Origin of the sequence: Pseudomonas sp. ADAK13 (genome assembly GCF_012935715.1) — a bacterium.
GTDB lineage: Bacteria > Pseudomonadota > Gammaproteobacteria > Pseudomonadales > Pseudomonadaceae > Aquipseudomonas.
Map to the genome: position 1 here is coordinate 2,715,428 of NZ_CP052860.1, position 21,517 is coordinate 2,736,944.

Annotated in this window: 27 protein-coding genes; 18 read left to right on the forward strand and 9 right to left on the reverse strand. The window is 61.1% G+C overall.

Translation table 11 applies throughout. The features are described 5' to 3' along the window. Positions 1–7 precede the first annotated feature (7 nt). Positions 8–814, reverse strand: coding sequence for a 2OG-Fe(II) oxygenase (locus HKK54_RS12610; RefSeq protein WP_169386919.1), 807 nt, complete (start codon positions 812–814; stop codon positions 8–10). A gap of 231 nt (positions 815–1,045) precedes the next feature. Between HKK54_RS12610 and HKK54_RS12615 the strand changes: the two genes are divergently transcribed. Further along, the gene (locus HKK54_RS12615) at positions 1,046–1,738 is read left to right on the forward strand and encodes an NBR1-Ig-like domain-containing protein (RefSeq protein WP_169386920.1); all 693 of its coding nucleotides are present in this window, start codon (positions 1,046–1,048) and stop codon (positions 1,736–1,738) included. 19 nt (positions 1,739–1,757) lie between these two features. Here HKK54_RS12615 and HKK54_RS12620 read toward each other — a convergent pair whose 3' ends face one another. Together HKK54_RS12620 and HKK54_RS12625 are read right to left on the reverse strand one after the other, a co-directional pair. Further along, a complete protein-coding gene (locus HKK54_RS12620; RefSeq protein WP_010167658.1) occupies positions 1,758–2,045 on the reverse strand; it encodes a HigA family addiction module antitoxin in 288 nt (95 codons plus the stop codon). Positions 2,046–2,059: 14 nt separating this feature from the next. Next, on the reverse strand, positions 2,060–2,338 hold the full coding sequence (locus HKK54_RS12625; protein WP_169389275.1) for a type II toxin-antitoxin system RelE/ParE family toxin: 279 nt from the start codon (positions 2,336–2,338) through the stop codon (positions 2,060–2,062). 488 nt (positions 2,339–2,826) lie between these two features. Between HKK54_RS12625 and HKK54_RS12630 the strand changes: the two genes are divergently transcribed. The 12 genes from HKK54_RS12630 to madM all read left to right on the forward strand — a co-directional run bounded on the left by HKK54_RS12630 (position 2,827) and on the right by madM (position 11,636). Continuing rightward, positions 2,827–3,153 (forward strand): DUF6124 family protein, encoded by a 327-nt coding sequence (locus HKK54_RS12630; protein ID WP_169386921.1) that lies wholly within the window; start codon positions 2,827–2,829, stop codon positions 3,151–3,153. A 61-nt stretch (positions 3,154–3,214) separates the two neighbouring features. After that, entirely contained in the window at positions 3,215–3,844 is a 630-nt protein-coding gene (locus HKK54_RS12635) for a nucleotidyltransferase domain-containing protein (RefSeq protein WP_169386922.1), read from the forward strand. After that, positions 3,807–4,235 (forward strand): hypothetical protein, encoded by a 429-nt coding sequence (locus HKK54_RS12640; RefSeq protein ID WP_169386923.1) that lies wholly within the window; start codon positions 3,807–3,809, stop codon positions 4,233–4,235. The genes HKK54_RS12635 and HKK54_RS12640 overlap by 38 nt, the downstream gene beginning before the upstream one ends. A gap of 235 nt (positions 4,236–4,470) precedes the next feature. Continuing rightward, entirely contained in the window at positions 4,471–6,141 is a 1,671-nt protein-coding gene (gene mdcA / locus HKK54_RS12645; RefSeq protein WP_169386924.1) for a malonate decarboxylase subunit alpha, read from the forward strand. Continuing rightward, positions 6,142–6,990 (forward strand): triphosphoribosyl-dephospho-CoA synthase, encoded by an 849-nt coding sequence (locus HKK54_RS12650; protein WP_169386925.1) that lies wholly within the window; start codon positions 6,142–6,144, stop codon positions 6,988–6,990. It abuts the gene before it with no gap. Beyond that, positions 6,990–7,289 carry a malonate decarboxylase subunit delta gene (locus tag HKK54_RS12655; RefSeq protein ID WP_169386926.1) on the forward strand — a complete coding sequence of 100 codons (300 nt, stop codon included), beginning with the start codon at positions 6,990–6,992 and terminating at the stop codon, positions 7,287–7,289. The genes HKK54_RS12650 and HKK54_RS12655 overlap by 1 nt, the downstream gene beginning before the upstream one ends. Then, positions 7,282–8,124 carry a biotin-independent malonate decarboxylase subunit beta gene (locus HKK54_RS12660; RefSeq protein WP_169386927.1) on the forward strand — a complete coding sequence of 281 codons (843 nt, stop codon included), beginning with the start codon at positions 7,282–7,284 and terminating at the stop codon, positions 8,122–8,124. The genes HKK54_RS12655 and HKK54_RS12660 overlap by 8 nt, the downstream gene beginning before the upstream one ends. After that, on the forward strand, positions 8,121–8,897 hold the full coding sequence (gene mdcE / locus HKK54_RS12665) for a biotin-independent malonate decarboxylase subunit gamma (protein WP_169386928.1): 777 nt from the start codon (positions 8,121–8,123) through the stop codon (positions 8,895–8,897). The genes HKK54_RS12660 and mdcE overlap by 4 nt, the downstream gene beginning before the upstream one ends. Beyond that, positions 8,891–9,487 (forward strand): malonate decarboxylase holo-ACP synthase, encoded by a 597-nt coding sequence (locus HKK54_RS12670; protein ID WP_169386929.1) that lies wholly within the window; start codon positions 8,891–8,893, stop codon positions 9,485–9,487. The genes mdcE and HKK54_RS12670 overlap by 7 nt, the downstream gene beginning before the upstream one ends. Then, positions 9,484–10,389: a malonate decarboxylase subunit epsilon gene (mdcH, locus tag HKK54_RS12675; protein ID WP_169386930.1), complete on the forward strand. Its 906-nt coding sequence runs from the start codon at positions 9,484–9,486 to the stop codon at positions 10,387–10,389. The genes HKK54_RS12670 and mdcH overlap by 4 nt, the downstream gene beginning before the upstream one ends. A gap of 67 nt (positions 10,390–10,456) precedes the next feature. Then, positions 10,457–10,870: a malonate transporter subunit MadL gene (madL, locus tag HKK54_RS12680; RefSeq protein ID WP_003216818.1), complete on the forward strand. Its 414-nt coding sequence runs from the start codon at positions 10,457–10,459 to the stop codon at positions 10,868–10,870. 1 nt (position 10,871) lies between these two features. Next, positions 10,872–11,636, forward strand: a complete 765-nt coding sequence (gene madM, locus HKK54_RS12685) for a malonate transporter subunit MadM (protein ID WP_169386931.1) — start codon at positions 10,872–10,874, stop codon at positions 11,634–11,636. A gap of 271 nt (positions 11,637–11,907) precedes the next feature. Here the strand turns inward: madM and HKK54_RS12690 are convergent, their stop codons facing one another. The 3 genes from HKK54_RS12690 to HKK54_RS12700 are packed head-to-tail and all read right to left on the reverse strand — an operon-like array spanning position 11,908 to position 13,968. Further along, positions 11,908–12,822 (reverse strand): LysR family transcriptional regulator, encoded by a 915-nt coding sequence (locus HKK54_RS12690; RefSeq protein WP_010167642.1) that lies wholly within the window; start codon positions 12,820–12,822, stop codon positions 11,908–11,910. Positions 12,823–12,859: 37 nt separating this feature from the next. Then, positions 12,860–13,402 (reverse strand): chromate transporter, encoded by a 543-nt coding sequence (locus HKK54_RS12695; RefSeq protein ID WP_169386932.1) that lies wholly within the window; start codon positions 13,400–13,402, stop codon positions 12,860–12,862. After that, the gene (locus HKK54_RS12700) at positions 13,402–13,968 is read right to left on the reverse strand and encodes a chromate transporter (protein ID WP_003216826.1); all 567 of its coding nucleotides are present in this window, start codon (positions 13,966–13,968) and stop codon (positions 13,402–13,404) included. Before HKK54_RS12700 ends, HKK54_RS12695 begins: the two co-directional genes overlap by 1 nt. A 163-nt stretch (positions 13,969–14,131) precedes the next feature. On the opposite strand from HKK54_RS12700, the gene trhA reads away from it, so the two are divergent. Then, positions 14,132–14,749 carry a PAQR family membrane homeostasis protein TrhA gene (gene trhA / locus HKK54_RS12705; RefSeq protein ID WP_008434116.1) on the forward strand — a complete coding sequence of 206 codons (618 nt, stop codon included), beginning with the start codon at positions 14,132–14,134 and terminating at the stop codon, positions 14,747–14,749. Here the strand turns inward: trhA and HKK54_RS12710 are convergent. After that, the gene (locus HKK54_RS12710; RefSeq protein WP_169386933.1) at positions 14,744–15,646 is read right to left on the reverse strand and encodes a LysR family transcriptional regulator; all 903 of its coding nucleotides are present in this window, start codon (positions 15,644–15,646) and stop codon (positions 14,744–14,746) included. The genes trhA and HKK54_RS12710 overlap by 6 nt on opposite strands. A 108-nt stretch (positions 15,647–15,754) precedes the next feature. Here HKK54_RS12710 and HKK54_RS12715 point away from each other — a divergent pair, with 108 nt between their 5' ends. Genes HKK54_RS12715 through HKK54_RS12725 form a run of 3 tightly spaced genes read left to right on the forward strand, consistent with a single transcriptional unit; the run spans position 15,755 to position 18,320 of the window. Continuing rightward, positions 15,755–16,996: a D-amino acid dehydrogenase gene (locus HKK54_RS12715; RefSeq protein ID WP_169386934.1), complete on the forward strand. Its 1,242-nt coding sequence runs from the start codon at positions 15,755–15,757 to the stop codon at positions 16,994–16,996. A gap of 10 nt (positions 16,997–17,006) precedes the next feature. Then, complete coding sequence (locus tag HKK54_RS12720; RefSeq protein WP_169386935.1) at positions 17,007–17,360, forward strand: RidA family protein; 354 nt, start codon at positions 17,007–17,009, stop codon at positions 17,358–17,360. A 24-nt stretch (positions 17,361–17,384) separates the two neighbouring features. Continuing rightward, complete coding sequence (locus HKK54_RS12725) at positions 17,385–18,320, forward strand: transporter substrate-binding domain-containing protein (protein WP_169386936.1); 936 nt, start codon at positions 17,385–17,387, stop codon at positions 18,318–18,320. Between the two features lie 142 nt (positions 18,321–18,462). On the opposite strand, the gene HKK54_RS12730 is transcribed toward HKK54_RS12725, so the two are convergent. Beyond that, complete coding sequence (locus tag HKK54_RS12730; RefSeq protein ID WP_169386937.1) at positions 18,463–19,182, reverse strand: 16S rRNA (uracil(1498)-N(3))-methyltransferase; 720 nt, start codon at positions 19,180–19,182, stop codon at positions 18,463–18,465. 91 nt (positions 19,183–19,273) lie between these two features. After that, on the reverse strand, positions 19,274–20,680 hold the full coding sequence (locus tag HKK54_RS12735) for an adenosylmethionine--8-amino-7-oxononanoate transaminase (protein ID WP_169386938.1): 1,407 nt from the start codon (positions 20,678–20,680) through the stop codon (positions 19,274–19,276). A 280-nt stretch (positions 20,681–20,960) separates the two neighbouring features. On the opposite strand from HKK54_RS12735, the gene HKK54_RS12740 reads away from it, so the two are divergent. Next, complete coding sequence (locus HKK54_RS12740) at positions 20,961–21,512, forward strand: cytochrome b (RefSeq protein WP_169386939.1); 552 nt, start codon at positions 20,961–20,963, stop codon at positions 21,510–21,512. The last annotated feature ends 5 nt before the right edge of the window (positions 21,513–21,517 follow it).

Genomic DNA, 21,517 nt, shown 5'->3' on the forward strand with positions numbered 1-21,517 from the left:
CTGGGTATCAGGTCAATTGAAGGGGTTGATTACCGAAACCGGTATGGCGCGCGTTGACGGCGCCTTTCAAGTCGATCGGCTGGTGGCGGAAAAAACCTGTCAGCTCCTGCTCCGCATCAGGGTTAACGAAGTAAATCAGAGAGCTGCGTGGTATTGGTGTTCGAGGAGTCAGAACCGCGTGGTATGCAGCGGGAATCGCATAGTCTGAGAGCTCAGTCAGTAACGATCCGGCCAAGATTGCTATCTCGTTCTCCAAGAGGCGTACCGGCTCCAGCGAGCTACCTCGAACCAGAACGAGGCCATCACGAGTAGGCTTGATAAACGACAACATATGACCATCCTCGTGAGGGTCTTGAGCAAACTTGCGGTTACCAGACCCGGAATTAGCTCCATAGACACACAGTTGCAGATAGGACGTTGCACGCAGAGAGGTCAACGAAGTGGCCCCAAACTCCGCGCAAACGCCATCCATCAGCTCTTGTGCAAGCTCGCTGATCTGTCGTTCAAAAGCATCAACGCCAGCAAAAAACGCACTTCTTGTGAACTCAAAAGCCTTTCGTTTTGATGAATGCGCAGGCCAGTAACAAAATCGCTCACACAGGTCTGGCTGATCATCAACGTTCGAGTACTCAGCGCCAAAGGGGAAAAATCCATCGGTGTCTTTCGCGAAGGAAAACGAGGCCTTGGTGGCTGCCGATATTGAGGAGTACCCATCAACGATTTTTTTGTAATCCAGCAGCATCGCTTCTGATATTTGCAGGGTGCCAAAGCCTGTTCGAGCAATGGATTCACAGCACGCTTTGATGTGGGTCATGGCTATATCCAAAAGTAGATGTAAAGGAATGCAACAAACACTAGGTTCGCAAGCATGCGAGAAACTACGACACTGGATATGACCGACTAAAAGGGCCCCATCCATGTCCTTCACAACATCGCCAGCAGGTGGCGAGTGTGCATGGTTCAAGACACGTGGCGACGGGCAGGTTGTCTTTTTTGGCGGACAAAGAAATGACGTTCACCTAAAAGTGGGAACCGAAAACTCCGTATGAATATAAAAACGCAAGATACCCTCAGGTCACTGGTTGCGCGACGCAGCCGAGAGTTGGGCAAGCCCCTGACGACGTTGGCCAAGGAGGCGGGAATCTCCAGGACCTACCTGTACGGTCTGGCGGGCGGTGCGTCCAAAGACCCGTCCGTACGCACGTTGATCAAGCTGGCCAAGGCGTTGCAGGTTTCTCCTTTGCTGCTGTTTCGCTACTTCGCTGACCTTACAGGTGCGCCCGCCAATGCGTGCTCAATGGCTGCCACCAATCGCGCTGTAGGTATTGATGATCCGGAAGACGTTGCGGTCTTCAATGCGGATGTCACGACGCCTGATCAGACGGTGGTGTTGCCGGGAGAGGTTTTTCAGAAAACCTGGGAGATTCAGAATCTGGGCACACGGCCGTGGCGTGGGCGGCGACTGGTGCGTGTTGACGGGGAATATGTGATTGCCCGTCGCGCTGACGCACAAGGCCAACTGGAGGTGGTGATGGATACTCACCTGCGTAGCCTGCACAGCGAACTCCCTATTGCCGATACGCTGCCGGGTCAGCCGGTGCATATCAGTGTGGAGTTTGCAGCACCCAGGGAAACCTGCACGGTGGCTTCAATCTGGAGAATTGAGGATGCGCAGGGGAAACCTTGTTATGGGCCTGCGTTCATTTTGCATGTGTTGGTTAATGTCATGGCGCGTTGAGTGCCCGGTCGGATTTTTGTCAGTCAATCCGTGCAAACCGCTCGATTCTCGGTTGCTCCCGATGTTCTGCTTGCCATAGGTCATACGCACTTTGCATCGATAGCCACAACCGAGCTTTGCTGATACCTGCCCGTTCAAGCCTTACGGCAAGATCCGGGCTGATGGGCGCATGTCCGTGGAGGATTCTAGAGAATGTCTCCCTGGCGAAGCCAAGACGCCGTGCCATCTCAGTAATGGTGATGCCCAAGGCCGGGATCACGTCCTCAAGCAGGATTTCGCCAGGGTGGGGAGGGTTATGCATGTCCATATCGATGCCTTTACTCAGTGGTAGTCCAGATAATCAACCAGTTCTACCTGGTCATTGAACATCCGAAAAATAATGCGCCAGTTACCGCTGATACTGACGGACCAGCAGTCGATCAGATCGCCTTTCAATCGGTGAAACCGCCAGCCGGGCAGGTCCAGTTCATCACGGTGTTTGGCTCTATTCAGAACCAGCAACACACGACGCAAGCGTTTTGCATGGTCTGCGTTGATGCCTTTGGTAGAGCCAGTCTCAAAAAAGACCTTGAGGCCTTTATGTTTCCAGCTAACGATCATGGCGAGATTGTGATGTGATACATCACGCTGTGCAATGGCCTTGTATCGGGTTTGGGTATCAGATTCATAACGCCCAGTCGGTGACATGATTCGGACCGAAAAGGCTAGAGAGGCAGGTTCCGAGCAACAACCCGAAAAGCTCGTAGGAACAATCGGCGCGTGTTTGCCTTCGGATTTTTCCTGCAACCTCTCGCGCTGTGCATGAACTTGTCGTGCCCTGCGATCGCGCCTAGTCTTCGTCCGTCATCGCAAAAAACGGTGACACGGACGTGCAAGTCCGGTTACATATCGGCGCACCAACGCCCATAGCCATTCAACGGGCGTTTTTTATGCCTGCTGTATTTCTTATGGCGGCTGCGCGTGGGAGATCCCTTGGGGTCTGCCGGGGTCCGATATGCCCGGTCTTGCACACCTGCGCACAGCTGCCACCTTATTCGCGTGCAAGCGGACGGTGTCAGCTTCCCTAATACATATCGGAGCTGCACATCATGTTCAAACCTACCCCTAATCCGCCCCACAACGCCGAAATCGAACGTCGCAAACTCCAGGCCGCCGCCGAGCGTGCCATGGATCATTACTTTCCGACTTCTGCTTCATCCTCACTTTTTGCCGTCTCTCCCTCTCAATCCACTGAAGCCTTGCTGGCCAACGCTTCTGAAACCTTTGCCTCACTCAACGCCCTGACCTCCAATCTGGCCTTTGAATTGGAAGGCTCGCAGCGCGGCGTGGTGCTGGCCATTCAACAGATGAGTGAGCTGGGGCAGTTGTTGGTGGATCAAGCATTGGAGCAGGTCGCTCCTTCTTCTGCAGGTTAAAACTTGATCGTTCCCAAAAAGGGACCTATCGTTCCCTTTTTGGGACTCTTCGATCACAGTCATGCAAACCTTGCCCCTTAGTACTGCGCTCTTCACCGTGACCCAGCAAAAAGTCTTGGGCTTGCTCTTTGGCAAGCCCGACCAAAGCTTCTTCACCAATGAAATCGCTCGCTGGGCAAAGGTGGGCAAGGGCAGCCTGACCCGCGAGCTGGAGCGTTTGCAGTTGGCAGGCATCCTGACGGTGACACGCCAGGGTAACCAAACCCACTACCAGGCCAATCCGCAGTGCCCCATTTATTCGGAGCTGTTGGCCATCGTGCGCAAGACCCTGAGCCTGGATGAGCCATTGCGCAACGCACTGGCTCCCCTTGCCGCGCAACTGAAGTGGGCATTTATCTACGGCTCTATCGCCAAGGGTGAGGCGCACTCATCCAGTGACATAGATCTGATGCTGATCGGCGAAAGCCTCAACTACAGTGAAGTCATGGAGCAGCTCATGCCGCTGGAAGAGCAACTGGGCCGCACCATCAACCCGACGCTCTATACCCCCGAAGACTGGATCGGCAAATGGGATGCCGGGAACAGTTTCGTGCGGCGGGTGGCGGAGCAGGACAAGATCAACCTGATCGGGGAAAACCCCGTGGAGTCCAAGGATGGACAGCAACGCGAATCTGGAGAACCTGCAACGTAGTGGTGGCTTGAAGGCGGAGCCGCCGGATCGCAAGGAATGTGATGGGTTGATGCGCTCTGCCTGTGATCGATTGACGGACGCCAAAACCCCGCAATTATCTTTCGCCAGCCGTTTTGATTTGGCTTACAACGCGGCCCACGCAATCGCTCTCACAGCCTTGCGCTTGCACGGCTATCGCTCGGACAAGCGCTATCTGGTGTTCCAATGCCTGGTTCATACCACCGGAGCCAACAAGGTTCAGGTAAGACTGTTTGCGCTATGCCACGAGCGCCGCAACCTGGCGGAATATGAAGGGTATATGGATGAGGATGAGGGGTTGTTGGAGCAACTGATTGCGCATACTCAAGCGCTGTTGATGGAGGTCGAACAGTTGGTGACTAATCAGAAATAGCGGCTGGGTGATGAAGTGAGATCAGTCCCAAAAAGGGACTGATCGTTCCCATTTTGGGACTTCTGCGCACGTTCTCACGAACAGCGCTCCCACATTTGATCTGTGTTGGGTCCGAGTCTCGTGTTTGCTGGCGAACCATTACTCCAATCGTAACGATCCACCGCCCAGCTTGATTGATGCCCCCCCATTACCCTCCTAAGGTACAGCCCACGACAGCACATCCCGTGGAGCGACCATGACAACAACAACTTCCCCCGACTCGCGCTGGACGCGGCGGCGCGACGAGAAGCAGCGTCGGCTGGCGTTAGTGCGATCTTTCGCCGATGGCGCCGTGCTCCCCAGCGACCGCATCGTCGAAGCCCTGGAAGCCCTGATCCTCCCCGGCGACCGTGTGGTGCTGGAAGGCAACAACCAGAAGCAGGCGGATTTCCTCTCGCGCTCCCTGGCCAAGACCGACCCCGCCAAGCTTCACGATCTGCACATGATCATGCCCAGCGTCGGGCGCTCCGAGCACCTGGACCTGTTTGAAAAGGGCATCGCCCGCAAGCTGGATTTTTCCTTCGCCGGCACTCAATCCCTGCGCATCAGCCAGTTGCTGGAAGACGGCCTGCTGGAAATCGGCGCGATTCACACCTACATCGAACTCTACGCGCGGCTGGTGGTGGACCTGATTCCCAACGTGGTGCTCTCCGCCGGTTTCATGGCCGACCGCGCCGGTAATATCTACACCGGCCCCAGCACTGAAGACACTCCAGCGTTGATTGAGCCGGCGGCCTTCAGCGATGGCATTGTTATCGTCCAGGTCAACCAACTGGTGGATGACGTCACCGACCTGCCGCGCGTCGACATTCCCGCGAGCTGGGTCGACTTCGTGGTGGTCGCCGACAAGCCTTTCTACATCGAACCGCTGTTCACCCGCGACCCACGGCACATCAAGCCGGTGCATGTGTTGATGGCGATGATGGCGATCCGGGGCATCTATGAAAAACACAACGTCCAGTCCCTGAACCACGGCATCGGTTTCAACACCGCCGCCATCGAATTGATCCTGCCGACCTACGGTGAATCCCTGGGGTTGAAGGGCAAGATCTGCCGCAACTGGACCCTCAACCCGCACCCAACCCTGATCCCGGCCATCGAAAGCGGCTGGGTCGAAAGCGTGCATTGCTTCGGCACCGAACTGGGCATGGAAAACTACATCGCCGCCCGGCCGGATGTGTTCTTTACCGGCCGCGATGGCTCGCTGCGTTCCAACCGGATGTTCTGCCAACTGGCTGGCCAATACGCGGTGGACCTGTTTATCGGCGCCACTCTGCAAGTCGACGGCGACGGGCATTCCTCCACGGTTACGCGTGGCCGCCTTGCCGGTTTTGGCGGGGCGCCCAACATGGGCCACGACCCGCGCGGTCGCCGCCATGGCACACCCGCCTGGCTCGACATGCGCCACGACGATGCCCCGGAAGCCTTGCTCGAACGCGGCAAAAAGCTGGTGGTGCAAATGGTCGAGACCTTCCAGGAAGGCGGCAAACCGACCTTCGTCGAAACCCTCGACGCGGTAGAAGTCGCACGCAAAAGCGGCATGCCCCTGGCGCCGATCATGATCTACGGCGACGACGTCACTCACCTGCTTACTGAGGAAGGAATCGCTTACCTGTACAAGGCCCGTTCCCTGGAAGAGCGCCAGGCGATGATCGCCGCCGTCGCCGGGGTGACTGCCATCGGCATGCGCCACAACCCCAAGGACACCGCGCGCATGCGCCGCGAAGGCTTGATCGCCTTGCCCGAAGACCTCGGCATCCGCCGCACCGACGCTACCCGCGAGCTGCTGGCCGCCAAGAGCGTGGCCGATCTGGTGGCGTGGTCCGGTGGTTTGTACAACCCGCCCGCCAAGTTCAGGAGCTGGTAAATGCACGCACTCAAACTGCACGACCTGACCCTGGCGGAACGCTTGGCGGATATGGCCGTCGATGCGCTGATTGATGAAGCCGACCTGTCGCCCAAACCTGCACTGGTGGACCGTCGCGGCAATGGCGCCCATACCGATTTGCACCTCGGCTTGATGCACGCTTCTGCGCTGTCGCTGTGGCCGGCGTTCAAGGAAATGGCCGAGGCCGCTATCGAATTTGGCGAAGTCGGTTTACCCCTGCGCGAAGCCCTCGGGCGAATTGGTCGCGAAGGCGAACAGGCGATGCTTGTCACCACCGATGGCGTGAACACCCATCGCGGCGCGATCTGGGCGCTCGGCTTGTTAGTCGCCGCCGTCGCACTGCAACCCGAGTCCAGCACCGCCAACGCAGTGACGTTACGCGCCGCCCGCCTGGCCCTGCTCAACGACCGCTACGCACCACAACCGCTGAGCCACGGCGCCCAAGTCGCACAACGTTATGGCGCTCGCGGTGCCCGTGAAGAAGCGCAACTGGGCTTCCCCTCGGTGCTGCAACGCGGCCTGCCACAGCTGAAAAAAAGCCGCCTGCACCAACACGGCGAACAGAACGCACGCCTCGACGCCTTGCTGGCGATCATGACCGACCTGGCCGACACCTGCGTGCTCTACCGCGCCGGGCCCGAAGGCTTGCAGGCCATGCAGCAAGGTGCCCAAGCGGTGCTGGACGCCGGTGGCAGCGCAAGCCTCGCCGGCCGCCGCCAACTGCACGAGCTGGACCAGCAACTGCTGGCGCTGAATGCCTCCCCCGGTGGCGCCGCCGACCTGTTGGCCGCCTGCCTGTTTATCGACCGCCTCGACGGAGCGCTGTGATGGAAACCTTATCCTTTGAATTCCCCGCCGGGCAGCCCGCCAAGGGCCGCGCGCTGGTGGGTTGCGTCGGCTCCGGCGACCTGGAAGTGCTGCTGGAACCGGGCACTGCCGGCACCCTGACGATTCAAGTGCAGACTTCGGTCAACGGTGCGCAGCTGCGTTGGCAGCACTTGTTTGAACGGATCTTCCAGGAGCAGACGCCTCCCGCGTTGAACATCGATATCCACGACTTCGGCGCCACCCCCGGCGTGGTGCGTTTGCGCCTGGAGCAAGGCTTCGAGGAGGTCGGTCATGACTGACTTGCTGAACACACACAGCTTCGTCGAACTCGGCGCCCGGCAGCGGGCCAAGGCCCTGCTCGATGCGGGTAGCTATCGCGAACTGATCGACCCGTTCCAGCGCGTCATGTCGCCGTGGCTGAGCCGTCAGGGCGTGGTGCCTCAGGCGGATGACGGCGTGGTGATCGCCAAGGGCAGCATCGCCGGTTTGCCGGTGGTCATCGCCGCCATCGAAGGCAATTTCCAGGGCGGCAGCCTCGGTGAAGTCGGCGGCGCAAAGATGGCCGGCGCTCTGGAGTTGGCCGCTGAAGACAACCGCAAGGGCATCCCGACGCGCGCCATCCTGCTGCTGGAAACCGGCGGCGTGCGCTTGCAGGAGGCCAATCTGGGCCTGGCCGCGATTGCCGATATCCACGCGGCGATTGTCGACCTGCGCCAGTACCAGCCGGTGATCGGCGTGGTAGCGGGCAGCGTCGGTTGTTTTGGCGGCATGTCCATCGCGGCCGGCCTGTGCAGTTACCTGCTGGTGACCCGTGAGGCGCGCCTTGGTCTGAACGGCCCGCAGGTGATCGAACAGGAAGCCGGGCTTGAGGAATATGACTCCCGCGACCGGCCCTTCATCTGGAGCCTGACCGGTGGCGAGCAACGCTTTAACAGCGGCTTGGCCGACCGTTATGTGGCCGACGATGTGGCACAGATTCAGCAGCAAGTCGCCGAACTGCTGCACCAGGGCTTGCCGGAAAAACAGCGCAGCCGTCAGGTCGATCACTACCTGGACCGCCTGGCCGCACTGAACGCCGAACCGCAAATCGACCCGGCGACGGTTCGCGATCTGTATCAGGGAGAACGCTCATGAGAGGTTTGCAGTGGTTCAACGCATTGAGCAGCGATGCAACGTCGGTGAGCGGTTTGCCGAACTCGCTGAAGGTCGCCGACGGTGTGCTCGGTGATCAATCCGTGCGGTTTATCGCTGTGGTCACTGACCCGGAAAACCGCTTCCCCCGCGCTCGCAACGGTGAAGTCGGTTTGCTCGAAGGCTGGGGCTTGGCCAAAGCGGTGGACGAAGCGATCAACACCGGCGCCAAGCGTCCGCTGATTGCGATCGTCGATGTGCCGAGCCAGGCCTATGGCCGTCGCGAAGAAGCCTTGGGCATTCACCAGGCTCTGGCCGCTGCCGCCGACAGCTATGCCCGCGCCCGCTTGGCCGGTCACCCGGTGATCGCGCTGCTGGTCGGCAAGGCGATGTCCGGCGCCTTCCTCGCCCATGGTTACCAGGCCAATCGCCTGATTGCCCTGCGCGACCCCGGCGTGATGGTGCATGCCATGGGCAAGGCCTCGGCCGCGCGGGTGACCCTGCGCAGTGTTGAAGAGCTGGAAGCCCTGGCCGCCAGCGTGCCGCCGATGGCCTATGACATCGACAGTTATGCCAGCCTCGGTTTGCTGTGGGAGACCTTGTCGGTCAGCCAGATTGAGCAGCCCACTCCTGAAGATGTCGCGCGAGTCAGCGATTGCCTGGTGCACGCGATCAAGGATGTGCAGGCGGGCGGCCGTGACCTGAGCGGTCGCCTGGGCGCCACCAACCGCTCGGCTTCCAGCCACGTGCGCCAACTGCTGCGGGAGCAATGGTGAACGCTCACGACTTGCTCTGGGGCATGACCCCGGCGCATGCGCCCGCCGATGCTCCGGCCTGGGTGCTGGAAGCGTTGGCCGCCGGGCATCCGGTGGTGGTACGGCGTGCGATTGCGCCGCCGGGCCAGGTGGCGGTGGGTGTACGCGGGCGCTTGCGCGAGCAGCGCTTCGCCGCCGTGATGCCGCTGGCAGCCGTGCAAAGATGCGTGGTGCCGGAAGACCTGCGCGGTGTGATTTCGCCACGGGATTTACCGGCGTTGCAGGCCCTCGCTCAGTTGCGCCCGGTGCTGGCGCATGAAAACTGGGGGGTCACTGGCAGTGCCGGCTTTGAGCTGGCCAGCGGTATTGAAGCGCTGCACGCCAAGAGTGATCTGGATTTGATTTTGCGCACGCCCGAGCCGCTTGATCGCGGCGATGCAGAGGACCTGCTGGCAATACTGGACACCGCGGTGTGCGCCGTGGACCTGCAACTGCAAACGCCTTTCGGCGCGGTCGCCTTGCGTGAGTGGGCCGGTGGTTCGCGTCGCGTACTGCTGAAAAATGCCAGCGGCGCGCAGTTGGTGATCGACCCTTGGCAGGCCGTGGCATGAGCAGCCTCCTGGCGTTCCCGGGGCAGGGCGCGCAGCGTCCCGGCATGCTCCAGCAACTGCCGCGCGCGGTGCTGGAAGAAGCCAGTGCAGCCTTGAACGAGGACGTTCTGACGCTCGATTCTGCCCAAGCGCTGGCCTCGACCCGCGCCGTGCAGCTCTGCCTGTTGATTGCCGGCGTGGCCAGTGCGCGCTGGCTGGAACACACCCCCGATTACGTCGCCGGCCTGTCCATCGGCGCCTATCCGGCCGCCGTGATTGCCGGCTCCCTGGACTTTTCCGATGCGCTGAAACTCGTCAGCCTGCGCGGCGAATTGATGCAGCAGGCGTATCCCCACGGCTACGGCATGACCGCCCTCATCGGCCCGGACCTGTCCACCGTCGAAGCCTTGCTCGCCCAGGTCCACAGCCCGCAAACCCCGGTGTACCTGGCCAATATCAACGCTGATAACCAGACGGTCATCGCCGGCAGCGACGAAGCAATGAACGCAGTCGCCCATCTGGTCAGTGGCAACGGCGTCGCCAAACGCCTGGCCGTCAGCGTGCCGTCCCATTGCGCGCTGCTGGAAAAACCCGCCGAGGCGCTGGCTCAAGCCTTCGCTGCAGTGACATTGAAACCGCCGAGCATCACCTACCTGAGCAGCACCCGCGCCCGGCCGATCCACAACACCGAACACCTGCGCGACGACCTCGCCTTCAACATGTGCCGCATCGTCGATTGGCGCGGCACCGTGCAAAGCGCCTATGAGCGTGGCGTGCGCCTGCACATCGAACTGCCTCCCGGCGCCGTGCTCACGGGCCTCGCGCGCCGGGTGTTCGAGCAAGGCACCGTCATCGCCTTCGAAGGCGCCCGCCTGGACACCTTGCAGGCCTTGCTGCGAGAGGAGGGCCGCCGCCACCGATAAAGCACTACCCAAGGCTTTCGAAGCACAAAAACAACAATTTCGATGAAGCACTTTGAGGACAACCATCATGATTATTTACGGTGTGGCGTTGCTGGCGATCTGCATGTTGGCCGGCGTGATTCTGGGCGACATGCTCGGCGTGCTGCTGGGGGTCAAATCCAACGTGGGCGGGGTGGGGATCGCGATGATCCTGCTGATCTGCGCGCGGTTGTGGATGCACAAGCACGGCGGCATGACCAAGGAATGCGAGATGGGCGTCGGCTTCTGGGGTGCCATGTACATCCCGGTGGTGGTGGCGATGGCGGCGCAACAAAACGTGGTGACTGCGCTGCACGGCGGCCCGGTGGCGGTGCTGGCGGCGATTGGTTCGGTGGTGGTATGTGGTTGCACGATTGCCTTGATCAGCCGTACGCACAAAGGCGAACCGCTGCCCGATGAAGAGCCGTTGATCGCGGCTGCACCTGTCGCGGGAGGTCGCTGATATGTGGGAACTCATCGAGAAAGGCCTGGCCAATAACGGCTTGGTGACTGCCTTTGCGTTTGTCGGCGTGGTGATGTGGATTTCGGTGGTGCTGTCCAGGCGCTTGACGTTCGGACGCATCCACGGCTCGGCCATCGCGATTGTGATCGGGCTGGTGCTGGCCTGGGTAGGCGGCACGCTGACCGGCGGGCAGAAAGGCCTGGCGGACGTGGCGTTGTTTTCCGGGATCGGGTTGATGGGCGGCGCCATGCTGCGGGACTTTGCCATCGTGGCCACGGCGTTTGAAGTGCAGGCCACCGAGGCGCGCAAGGCCGGGTTGATTGGTGCGATTGCCTTGCTGCTGGGCACGGTGTTGCCGTTTATTGTGGGTGCGAGCATCGCCTGGGCGTTTGGTTATCGCGATGCGATCAGCATGACCACCATCGGTGCGGGCGCGGTGACTTACATCGTCGGGCCGGTGACCGGGGCGGCATTGGGTGCAAGCTCGGATGTGGTGGCGCTGTCCATTGCCACCGGCTTGATCAAGGCGATCCTGGTGATGGTCGGTACGCCCATGGCGGCCCGCTGGATGGGCCTGGATAACCCGCGCTCGGCCATGGTGTTCGGTGGCCTGGCCGGTACCGTGAGCGGCGTGACGGCAGGCCTGGCCGCAACGGATCGTCGGCTGGTGCCGTATGGCGCGTTGACCGCCACCTTCCACACCGGGCTTGGCTGCCTGCTGGGGCCGTCGGTGCTCTACTTCATCGTGCGCGGGATTGTCGGCTAGAGAGATGGCTAGGGGCTTTTCGGTGTTGAGCGGGCCTCTGTGTTGAGCGGGCCTCTGTGGTGATCGGGCTTCTGTGGTGATCGGGCTTCTGTGGTGAGCGGGCTTGCCCCGCGCTGGGCTGCGAAGCGGCCCCAAAAACCTGCCCGCTCAGTCTGCCTGAAAGAACACCGCTGTCTTATTGGGCCTGCTTCGCAGGCCTGCGCCGGGCAAGCCCGCTCACCACAGAAGCTCCCTCATACAGGTTTTGCATCAGGCAGAGAGTGTTGTGGTGTCAGGCCTGCCGGTTGGCATACATCCGGCACTCTGCCAACAGCGCGAGCAAGTTCGGGTCGCGCTCCTTGGCTTTCAGAAACACCACGCCAATGTGCTGCTGCAAGCGGTAGCGCGGTTGCAGGGGAATCAGCTTTACCCGGTTCTCGTACACCGCCGCGATCCGCCCCGGCAGCAGCGCATACCCCACGCCCGAGCTGACCATGCTCAGCAGGGTGAAGATGTCGTTGACCTGCATCGCCACCTTTGGCTCGAACCCTGCCTGCTTGAACACGCGGTTGCCGTCCTGATGGGTGGCGAAGCCTTGGGTGAGGGTGATGAAGGTAGCGTCGCGTACATCCGCCAGGTCGATTTCCTGCTCGCGGTCGAAGGGGGAGTCGGCCGGGGTGGCGAGGAAGATGTCGTCGGAAAACAGCGCGATCTGTTCGCAGTCCGGGTCGTTGGCGTGCTCGTCGAGGGAGATCAGGATGGCATCGACTTCCATGTTCTTCAGCTTGTACAGCAAGTCGAAATTGGAGCCGAGGATCAAGTCGATGTTGAGTTCGCTGCGGCGAATCTTCAGGCCCATGATCAGCTGCGGCACGGTCTTCACCGTCAACGAATACAGCGAACCCAGCTTGAAGCGCTCGGCGGAGAAACCGGCGGCCTCGCGGGTCACCCGCACGCTGTCGACCACATCCTGCACCAGCTTTTGCGCACGCTCTTCCAGCACATAGGCGCTTTCCAGCGGCGTGAGATTGCGCCCTTCGTGCTTGAACAGCGGGCAGCGCAGGGCGTTTTCCAGGGAGTGGATCGCCCGGTGCACGCTGACGTTGCTGGTCTGCAATTCAGCCGCCGCCCGCGCCAGGTTGCCGGTGCGCATGAACGCCAGGAAGATTTCCAGCTTCTTGAGGGTGAATTCTTCGTCGATCAGCATGGCCGTGACTCTTGTTCGAATGCCGTCGATTGTGCCCCTAAAACCAGTTCACTCCCAGCCATGCACTGCACAAGCCCAAAACCACGCCGAGGATGATCAGCCAGATCGCATTGAGCCGCGTGTAATACACCACGCCGGCGCTGGCCAGGGTCAGCACCAGGCTGGTGGCGTTGTTTTCCAGGCTGTTCATCAGGATGTAGCTGGCGGCCAGGATCAGCCCGATGGAGATCGGCAACAGGCTGCCTTTGACTCGCTGTACCCACGGGGTGTTGGTGTGTTTTTCCAGCCAGCCGGCGCCGAAATAGGTCAGTACCGAGCAGGGCACCAGTTTGGCGGTCAGCGCCACCAGTGCGCCTGGCAACCCGGCGGCTTGCTGGCCGATAAACACCAGGAACATGCCATTGGGCCCCGGCAAGGCCTGGGACAGGGCGAAGAAGGCGACGAACTGGGCGTCGGTGATCCAGTTCATGTCGGTGACGGTGTAGCGATGGATATCGCTCAGGGCCACGGTGTTGCCGCCAATCGCCATCAGCGACCACAGCGCGCATTGGATCATCAGGTGAAACAGCACGCTTTGCATCAGCCGGCCACCTTCTGTTTGCCCATGAAGCTCAAGGCCAACGAACTGGGAATGCAGATCAGCAAGACCATCCACAACGGCAGCACCAGCACCGCCATCAACACAAACGTCAGGACAAACGCGCTGTAGTTGGCCAGGGTCCGCGGCATTGCCTTGAGCAGGCGCAGGGTGGTGCCGAGCATCAGCCCGGTGGCGATCGGCATCACTGCGCCGAAGATCTGCTGCACCACGTCATGGCTCCACCATTTGGCATAGGCGAAGCCCGCCAGCACGGTGATCAGCGAGGGGAACAGATACAACCCGACCACGGTCACAACCGCACCCGGCAAGCCGTGCAGGCGCCGGCCGTAGATGATGCCGACGTTGGCAATGTTCGGCCCGGGGAAGAATTGGCCGGTGGTCAGCAGCTCGTTGAAACCTTGCTCACTGACCCACTGCCGGCGGTCGACCATCATCTGCCGCGCCCAGGGCATTACGCCGCCGAAGCCAAACAGGCCGACCATGGCGAAGTTGTAAAACAACTGCCACAGACTGGGATGAGGCTGGGCAGGTTCGAGGTCAGGCATGGGGATTACCGATGGGTTCGGGAGCGAGGTGCTTTTATGTGGGATGAAGCGAATCATCTATCGGCGTGTGCATTTGGGCAAATGAAGAAAGGTTGTTACCTGATATTGGCCGGGTGACGTCAGAATGGACTAGGTGATAACGGTTATTCGAGGTGAGTGACACATGTATCACGGGGAACGATTCAACGCCTGGAGCCACTTGCTCGGGGCGGTTGCGGCTTTTGTGGGCGCGGTATGGATGTTGGTGGTGGCCGGTATGGACGGCAGCCCCTGGAAGATTGTCAGCGTGGCGATCTACGGTTTCACGTTGTTGGTGCTGTACAGCGCGTCGACCGTGTACCACAGCGTGCGCGGGCGCAAGAAAGCGATCATGCAGAAGGTGGATCACTTTTCGATCTACCTGCTGATTGCCGGCAGCTACACACCGTTTTGCCTGGTGACGCTGCGCGGGCCGTGGGGCTGGACGCTGTTCGGGATTGTGTGGGGGCTGGCGGTGATCGGCATCCTGCAAGAGATCAAGCCGCGCTCCGAGGCGCGAATCCTGTCGATTGTGATCTACGCCGTGATGGGCTGGATCGTGCTGGTGGCGGTCAAGCCGCTGATCGCGGCGCTGGGGCCCACGGGGTTTGCCTGGCTGGCCTCGGGCGGGGTGCTGTACACCGTGGGTATTATTTTCTTTGCCCTCGAGGACCGCCTGCGGCACTCCCACGGCATCTGGCATTTGTTCGTGATCGGCGGCAGCCTGCTGCATTTTGTGGCGATCATGGGGTATGTGTTATAGCCGGTCCAATTGCTCCTGGGCGCGGCTGCCGAAGATCTCCAGCAGGCTCGTCAGCATATGTGGCGGCGGTTCGTCGGTGCGGGTCAGGGCGTACAGCGTGATGGGCAGCGGCGGTGCCAGCGGGCGAATGCAGGTGGTCGCCGGTGATGCGCCGAGGGCGGTGAACGGGTCGATGACAGCCAGCCCGGCGCCCGACTCGACCATGGCCCTGGCCAGTGAATAGGTCTGCACCGCGATGCTGACCCGGGGCGGCGGATCCACCGCCTCCAGGTAGCTGTCCAGCTTGGCCGACAACGGGTCGGCGCTGGACAAGCCAATCAACGGCGCGCCCGCCAGCGCCATCAGCGGCAGCGGTTTGCCCAATTCGTTTTCCTTCCAGTAACCCAGCGGCGCCAGCGCCACCAAGACGCCGTGGGCCAACGCCTGGGCGCTCAGCCCCGGGTGATCGGGCGGCTGCAGGGTCAATGCCACATCGACTTCGCGCATCAACAGGTTTTGCACCAGCTCGCGGCTGTGGGCGCTGGACAGCTCGCAGGCGATGTCCGGGTAGCGATGGGTCCATTCGCGGATGGCCGGCGGCAGCAATGACAAGGCCAGCGCTGGTGTCGCGCCGATACGCAGGCTTTGGCCCGGCTCACGGCGCAGGTTCTGTGCCAGGCGCCGCACGCCTTGCAGGCTCTCGGTCACTTTGTCGACCTCCCGCTCCAGCGCCAACGCTTCCGGCGTCGGTTGCAGCTTGCCGCGGATGCGCAGGAACAGCGGGAAGCCCAGCTGCAACTCGGCGTGTTGCAGCACCTTGCTCACCGCCGGCTGCGAGACGTGCAGCAACTGGGCGGCGGCGCTGATGGAGCCGGTCTGGCGGATGGCCTGGAAGATTTCGATATGACGCAAGCGCATGGGCAGTCCATAACCTTTGTTTATGGGTGACCCATCTTTATTCATTGTCCCGCCGCTGTCACCTGCCCCTAACCTTCAACCCGGACAACACAGGGTTAAGGAACGGACATGGCTCAGCAGGTTTGCATCATCGGCGGTGGGGTTATCGGCCTGGCGAGTGCCTATGCGCTGGTGCGTGCCGGTATGCAAGTGACGGTGGTCGAGGCCCGGGAAACCCTGGGCAGCGAGACCAGTTTCGCCAACGGCGGGCAGTTGTCCTATCGCTATGTCGCGCCCCTTGCAGATAAAGGCGTGCCGCTGCAAGCCATCGGCTGGATGCTGCGCGGTGACTCGCCGCTGAAGCTGCGCCCGCGCATGGACCCGGCCCAGTGGCGCTGGATGGCTTCATTCCTGGGCGCCTGCCGTGGCTCGGTGAACCAGCGCAATGCGGCCCATCTGCTGCGCCTGGCGTCCCTGAGCCAGAACACCCTGCAACGCTGGCGTGAAGAAGACCAACTGGGCGACTTCCACTGGCGGCGCAACGGCAAGCTGGTGACCTTTCGCACCCTCGACAGCTATGAGCGCGCACTGAATAAAGTCACCGACCCGTTGCAACAGCAAGTGCTCTCGGCGGCGGACTGCGAGCGGCTGGAACCGACCCTGGACGGCGGCCGTTTCTTTGGCGGCATCTACACGCCCAACGAAGAGGTGGGCGACTGTCATGCCTTCTGCCAGCAACTGGCGGCGCGCCTCGAAGCGTCGGGGCGCTGCACATTTCTGCTGGGACGCAAGGTGACGAGAATCCATCATCACGCAGGCCGTGTGCATTCGATTGAAATGGGCGACGAGGCGCTGTCTGTCGAGCACCTGGTATTGGCCGCCGGACACCGCAGCCCCGAGCTGGCCTTGCCCGGCATGTCATTGCCGCTCTATCCCCTCAAGGGCTACAGCCTGAGCGTGCCGATTGGCGCGCAGCATCAGGCGCCGAATATCAGCATCACCGACTACGACCGCAAGATCGTCTACGCGCGCATCGGTGAACAACTGCGGGTGGCGGCGATGGTGGATATCGTCGGCTTCGACACCCGGCTTGAACCCAAGCGCCTGGCGCTGATTAAACGCCAGGCCCTTGAGACTTTCCCGCTGGCCGGTGACTACCCGCATGCGGTCGAATGGGCCGGCATGCGCCCGGCCACACCTACCGGCGTGCCGCTGATTGGTGCCAGCGCCTGCAGCAACCTGTGGCTGAACCTTGGCCACGGTGCCCTCGGGTTTACCCTGGCCTGCGGCAGCGGGCAGGTGCTGGCCGAGCTGATCGGCCAGCACACGACTTCCATTGATATGCAGGGCTTCGCGCCCCGTGCCGCTTGAGGATATTCCGATGACCATCACCCGAATCAACAGCAACAATCGCCTGTCTGGCGCCGTGGTGTTTCAGGATCTGGTGTTCCTGTCCGGACAGGTGCCGGGGGAGGGCCGGGATGTGACGACACAGACCCAGGAGGTGCTGGCCAAGATTGACGCGTTGTTGGCCGAGGCCGGCAGCGACAAGGATCATCTGCTGAACGCAACGATCTACCTCAACAACATCGAGCAGGGTTTTGCGCCGATGAATGAAGTCTGGTCCGCCTGGTTGTCACCGGGGCAGGCACCGACGCGTACCACATTGCAGGCACAACTGGCCCGGCCCGAAGTGTTGGTCGAGATCAGCGTCATCGCTGCCCGCCGTCCATAACTAAAACAAAAACGGAGAATACCAATGCAAAAACTGTGGCGAGGGGGCTTGTCCCCCGTTGGGCTGCGCAGCAGCCCCATACTCTTCCTGGCCCTGATATTGAGCGCTCAGGCCCAGGCAACCGAGGCCCCCCTGGAAGGCACGCTGAGCAAGATCGCCTCCACCAAAAGTATCACCCTCGGCTACCGCGATGCCTCGGTGCCGTTCTCCTACGTCGGTGACCACAGCGGCAAGCCCATGGGTTATTCGGTGGAGTTGGCGAACAAGATCGTCGAACACATCCAGCAGAAAACCGGGGTGCCGAAGCTCAACGTGAAGTACAACCTGGTGACCTCCCAGACCCGGATTGCCCTGGTGCAGAACGGCACCGTGGATCTGGAATGCGGTTCCACCGGCGTGACCGCCGAGCGGCAGAAGCAGGTGGCGTTTTCCTACGGGTTTATCTACGTGAAGGGCCAATTGCTGACCGCCAACGACAGCGGTATCAAGAGCTTCGCCGACCTTAAGGGCAAGAACGTGGTGACCACCGCCGGCACCACCAACGAGCGTTTCCTCAAGAGCTACAACGTTGATCACAAACTGAACATGTCAGTGATCAGCGCCAAGGATCATGGCGAAGCGTTCCAGATGCTGCAATCCGGCCGGGCGGCGGCGTTTTACATGGACGACGCGTTGCTCTACGGCGAGCGCGCCAAGGCCAGGGACCCGCACAAGTGGGTGGTCGTCGGGGAAGAACAGTCGCGGGAAATCTACAGCTGCATGGTGCGCAAGGACGACCCGCAGTTTCTCGCGGTGGTCAACGAAACCCTGGCCGGGCTGTATAGCTCGGGGGAGATCAACGGGATTTACCAGCGCTGGTTTGAACAACCGATCCCGCCCAAGGGCTTGAACCTGGAATTCCCGATGACCAGTGAGTTGAAGGCGATTATTGCCAAGCCGGTGAGCGACCCGGTGGAGTAAACCGATCTGGGTTGGTCACCCGACTAAAAGTGTGGGAGCTGGCTTGCCTGCGATAGCGGTGTATCAGCAACAGATGTAGGGCTGACCCACCGCTATCGCAGGCAAGCCAGCTCCCACATTTGATTGGGTTTGCAAGGCTGGGTTAGAAGTCGCCCCACAATTGCTGGGCCACCGACAGTGCCACGACTGGCGCTGTTTCGGTACGCAGTACCCGTGGGCCCAGGCGTGCCGAATGGAAACCTGCACCCTGGGCCGTCTCGACTTCGCCATCGGTCAAGCCGCCCTCCGGCCCGATCAGGAAGGCCAGGCTCCCAGGCTTGGCATGGCTCACCAGCGGCTCGGCCACCGGGTGCAGCACCAGCTTCAAATCTGCCTCGACTTGCTTCAACCAATCCGCCAGCAACAGCGGTGGGTGAATCACTGGCACTCGCGAGCGGCCGCACTGCTCGCACGCGCTGATCGCCACCTGGCGCCAGTGTTGCAAGCGCTTGTCGGCGCGCTCGTCCTTGAGGCGCACTTCGCAGCGGTCGCTGAAGATCGGGGTGATTTCATTCACCCCAAGCTCGGTGGCTTTCTGGATCGCCCAGTCCATCCGCTCGCCACGGGACAGGCCCTGGCCGAGGTGGATCTGCAACGGCGACTCAATCTGCCCGGCGAAGGTTTCGGTGACCTGCACCACCACACGTTTTTTACCGACTTCCAGCAAGCTGGCGCGAAACTCCTGGCCGGAGCCGTCGAACAGTTGTACGGCGTCGCCTTCGCTCATGCGCAATACGCGGCTGATGTAGTGCGCCTGGGCTTCCGGCAACTCGTGGTCGCCAAGGCTCAGGGGGGCGTCGACAAAAAAGCGGGACAGTCTCATTTCTGTTCTCGGAAGAAATACAAAACCTGTGGGAGCCGAGCTTGCTCGCGATGACGCAAGCCTTGGCACCCGGTTAATCAAGTGAACTCAATCAACCCGGATCACGAAACCCCGGGTGGAAATCCTTGGGCACCGCCACGCTGACCTTGCTGTTGGTGGCGATGTCGATCCCTTCGCTGGCCACGTCCGCCAGGAAGTCGATCTGCTCCGGAGTAATCACGTACGGCGGCAGGAAGTACACCACGCTGCCCAACGGCCGCAGCAACGCGCCGCGCTCCAGGGCATGTTCAAACACCTTCAGGCCACGGCGTTCCTGCCATGGGTAGGCGGTCTTGGTGGCCTTGTCCTGCACCATCTCGATGGCCAGCACCATACCGGTCTGGCGCACCTCAGAGACGTGAGGATGGTCCACCAGGTGCGCGGTGGCGGTCGCCATGCGCTGGGCCAGGGCCTTGTTGTTTTCGATGACGTTGTCTTCTTCGAAGATATCCAGGGTCGCCAGGGCCGCCGCACACGCCAGCGGGTTGCCGGTGTAGCTGTGGGAGTGCAGGAAGGCGCGCAGGGTCGGGTAGTCGTCGTAGAAGGCGTCGTACACGTCGTCGGTGGTGACCACGGCGGCGAGCGGCAGGTAGCCGCCGGTCAGGGCCTTGGACAGGCACAGGAAGTCCGGGCGGATGCCGGCCTGCTCACAGGCGAACATCGTGCCGGTGCGGCCAAAGCCGACGGCGATTTCGTCGTGGATCAGGTGCACGCCATAGCGGTCACAGGCCTCGCGCAGCAGCTTGAGGTACACCGGGTGGTACATGCGCATGCCGCCGGCGCCCTGGATCAGCGGCTCGACGATCACGGCAGCGACGGTGTCGTGGTTTTCGGCGAGGGTCTGCTCCATGGCCTGGAACATATTGCGTGAATGTTCTTCCCAGCTCATGCCTTCGGGGCGCAGGTAGCAATCCGGGCTCGGCACCTTGATGGTGTCCAGCAGCAGCGCCTTGTAGGTTTCAGTGAACAACGGCACATCGCCCACCGACATCGCGGCGATGGTTTCGCCGTGGTAGCTGTTGGTCAGGGTGACAAAGCGCTTCTTGTTCGGCAGGCCGCGGTTGAGCCAATAGTGAAAGCTCATCTTCAGCGCGACTTCGATGCACGACGAACCGTTGTCGGCGTAGAAGCAGCGGGTGAGGCCCTCGGGGGTCATCTTCACCAGGCGCTCCGACAGCTCGATCACCGGCTGGTGGCTGAAGCCGGCGAGGATCACGTGCTCCAGCTGATCGACCTGATCCTTGATGCGCTGGTTGATGCGCGGGTTGGCGTGGCCAAACACGTTGACCCACCAGGAGCTGACGGCGTCGAGGTAGCGTTTGCCTTCGAAGTCTTCCAGCCAGATGCCTTCACCGCGCTTGATCGGGATCAGCGGCAGTTGCTGGTGGTCTTTCATCTGGGTGCAGGGATGCCACAGCACCGCAAGGTCGCGTTGCATCCACTGATTATTCAAACCCATGTTCATTCTCCTCGAAGCGGCTCGCGGCAGGCGCGGGCGAAACAATCGCGCAAGCCTATGCAATGCCGGCCTGTGTCACAACCCATTGCGGGTTTGAAGCGTAAATTGATGGTAAACACAGGACAGTCCGTCACGTTTCTTCTGGATAGTCCTTAATCTCTTGTTAACTTACTCTGCATACGCTCTTGATCGTATTTCTCGATATTTCAAAGCGAAATTTTCCGCTTTAATTCGATAGGTAAATCGATAGTCTTGGCACAGCTCTTACGGGATTTGGGACATGCAACTACGTAATTCATCGGCCCGTTACGGCTGGGTCAGTATTGTTTTGCACTGGGGCGTGGCCCTGGTGGTGTTCGGTCTGTTCGCGTTGGGCCTGTGGATGGTCGGTCTCGACTACTACAGCACCTGGCGTAAAGACGCCCCGGACCTGCACAAGAGCATCGGCATCACGCTGTTCGCCATCATGCTCGTGCGGATCGTCTGGCGTTTGCTCAGCCCGCCGCCGCCACCGCTTGCCAGCTATAGCCGCATGACACGCCTGGGGGCTGCGTTTGGCCACGCATTCCTGTATCTCGGGTTGTTTGCCGTGATGATTGCCGGTTACCTGATTTCCACCGCAGACGGTGTCGGGATCCCGGTGTTTGGCCTGTTTGAGATTCCTGCGCTGGTTTCCGGGCTACCGGACCAGGCAGACACTGCAGGCGTGGTGCATTTGTACCTGGCCTGGGTATTGGTGGTGTTCGCCGGCCTCCATGGTGTGGCTGCGCTGAAACACCATTTCATTGATAGTGATGTGACCCTGGTTCGTATGCTGGGGCGCAAAGCCTGATGTTC

Coding starts and splice junctions, on each gene's coding strand:
- HKK54_RS12610 (WP_169386919.1), bottom strand. CDS start 814: ATGACCCACATCAAAGCGTGCTGTGAATCCATTGCTCGAACAGGCTTT.
- HKK54_RS12615 (WP_169386920.1), top strand. CDS start 1,046: ATGAATATAAAAACGCAAGATACCCTCAGGTCACTGGTTGCGCGACGC.
- HKK54_RS12620 (WP_010167658.1), bottom strand. CDS start 2,045: ATGGACATGCATAACCCTCCCCACCCTGGCGAAATCCTGCTTGAGGAC.
- HKK54_RS12625 (WP_169389275.1), bottom strand. CDS start 2,338: ATGATCGTTAGCTGGAAACATAAAGGCCTCAAGGTCTTTTTTGAGACT.
- HKK54_RS12630 (WP_169386921.1), top strand. CDS start 2,827: ATGTTCAAACCTACCCCTAATCCGCCCCACAACGCCGAAATCGAACGT.
- HKK54_RS12635 (WP_169386922.1), top strand. CDS start 3,215: ATGCAAACCTTGCCCCTTAGTACTGCGCTCTTCACCGTGACCCAGCAA.
- HKK54_RS12640 (WP_169386923.1), top strand. CDS start 3,807: ATGGACAGCAACGCGAATCTGGAGAACCTGCAACGTAGTGGTGGCTTG.
- mdcA (WP_169386924.1), top strand. CDS start 4,471: ATGACAACAACAACTTCCCCCGACTCGCGCTGGACGCGGCGGCGCGAC.
- HKK54_RS12650 (WP_169386925.1), top strand. CDS start 6,142: ATGCACGCACTCAAACTGCACGACCTGACCCTGGCGGAACGCTTGGCG.
- HKK54_RS12655 (WP_169386926.1), top strand. CDS start 6,990: ATGGAAACCTTATCCTTTGAATTCCCCGCCGGGCAGCCCGCCAAGGGC.
- HKK54_RS12660 (WP_169386927.1), top strand. CDS start 7,282: ATGACTGACTTGCTGAACACACACAGCTTCGTCGAACTCGGCGCCCGG.
- mdcE (WP_169386928.1), top strand. CDS start 8,121: ATGAGAGGTTTGCAGTGGTTCAACGCATTGAGCAGCGATGCAACGTCG.
- HKK54_RS12670 (WP_169386929.1), top strand. CDS start 8,891: ATGGTGAACGCTCACGACTTGCTCTGGGGCATGACCCCGGCGCATGCG.
- mdcH (WP_169386930.1), top strand. CDS start 9,484: ATGAGCAGCCTCCTGGCGTTCCCGGGGCAGGGCGCGCAGCGTCCCGGC.
- madL (WP_003216818.1), top strand. CDS start 10,457: ATGATTATTTACGGTGTGGCGTTGCTGGCGATCTGCATGTTGGCCGGC.
- madM (WP_169386931.1), top strand. CDS start 10,872: ATGTGGGAACTCATCGAGAAAGGCCTGGCCAATAACGGCTTGGTGACT.
- HKK54_RS12690 (WP_010167642.1), bottom strand. CDS start 12,822: ATGCTGATCGACGAAGAATTCACCCTCAAGAAGCTGGAAATCTTCCTG.
- HKK54_RS12695 (WP_169386932.1), bottom strand. CDS start 13,402: ATGCAAAGCGTGCTGTTTCACCTGATGATCCAATGCGCGCTGTGGTCG.
- HKK54_RS12700 (WP_003216826.1), bottom strand. CDS start 13,968: ATGCCTGACCTCGAACCTGCCCAGCCTCATCCCAGTCTGTGGCAGTTG.
- trhA (WP_008434116.1), top strand. CDS start 14,132: ATGTATCACGGGGAACGATTCAACGCCTGGAGCCACTTGCTCGGGGCG.
- HKK54_RS12710 (WP_169386933.1), bottom strand. CDS start 15,646: ATGCGCTTGCGTCATATCGAAATCTTCCAGGCCATCCGCCAGACCGGC.
- HKK54_RS12715 (WP_169386934.1), top strand. CDS start 15,755: ATGGCTCAGCAGGTTTGCATCATCGGCGGTGGGGTTATCGGCCTGGCG.
- HKK54_RS12720 (WP_169386935.1), top strand. CDS start 17,007: ATGACCATCACCCGAATCAACAGCAACAATCGCCTGTCTGGCGCCGTG.
- HKK54_RS12725 (WP_169386936.1), top strand. CDS start 17,385: ATGCAAAAACTGTGGCGAGGGGGCTTGTCCCCCGTTGGGCTGCGCAGC.
- HKK54_RS12730 (WP_169386937.1), bottom strand. CDS start 19,182: ATGAGACTGTCCCGCTTTTTTGTCGACGCCCCCCTGAGCCTTGGCGAC.
- HKK54_RS12735 (WP_169386938.1), bottom strand. CDS start 20,680: ATGGGTTTGAATAATCAGTGGATGCAACGCGACCTTGCGGTGCTGTGG.
- HKK54_RS12740 (WP_169386939.1), top strand. CDS start 20,961: ATGCAACTACGTAATTCATCGGCCCGTTACGGCTGGGTCAGTATTGTT.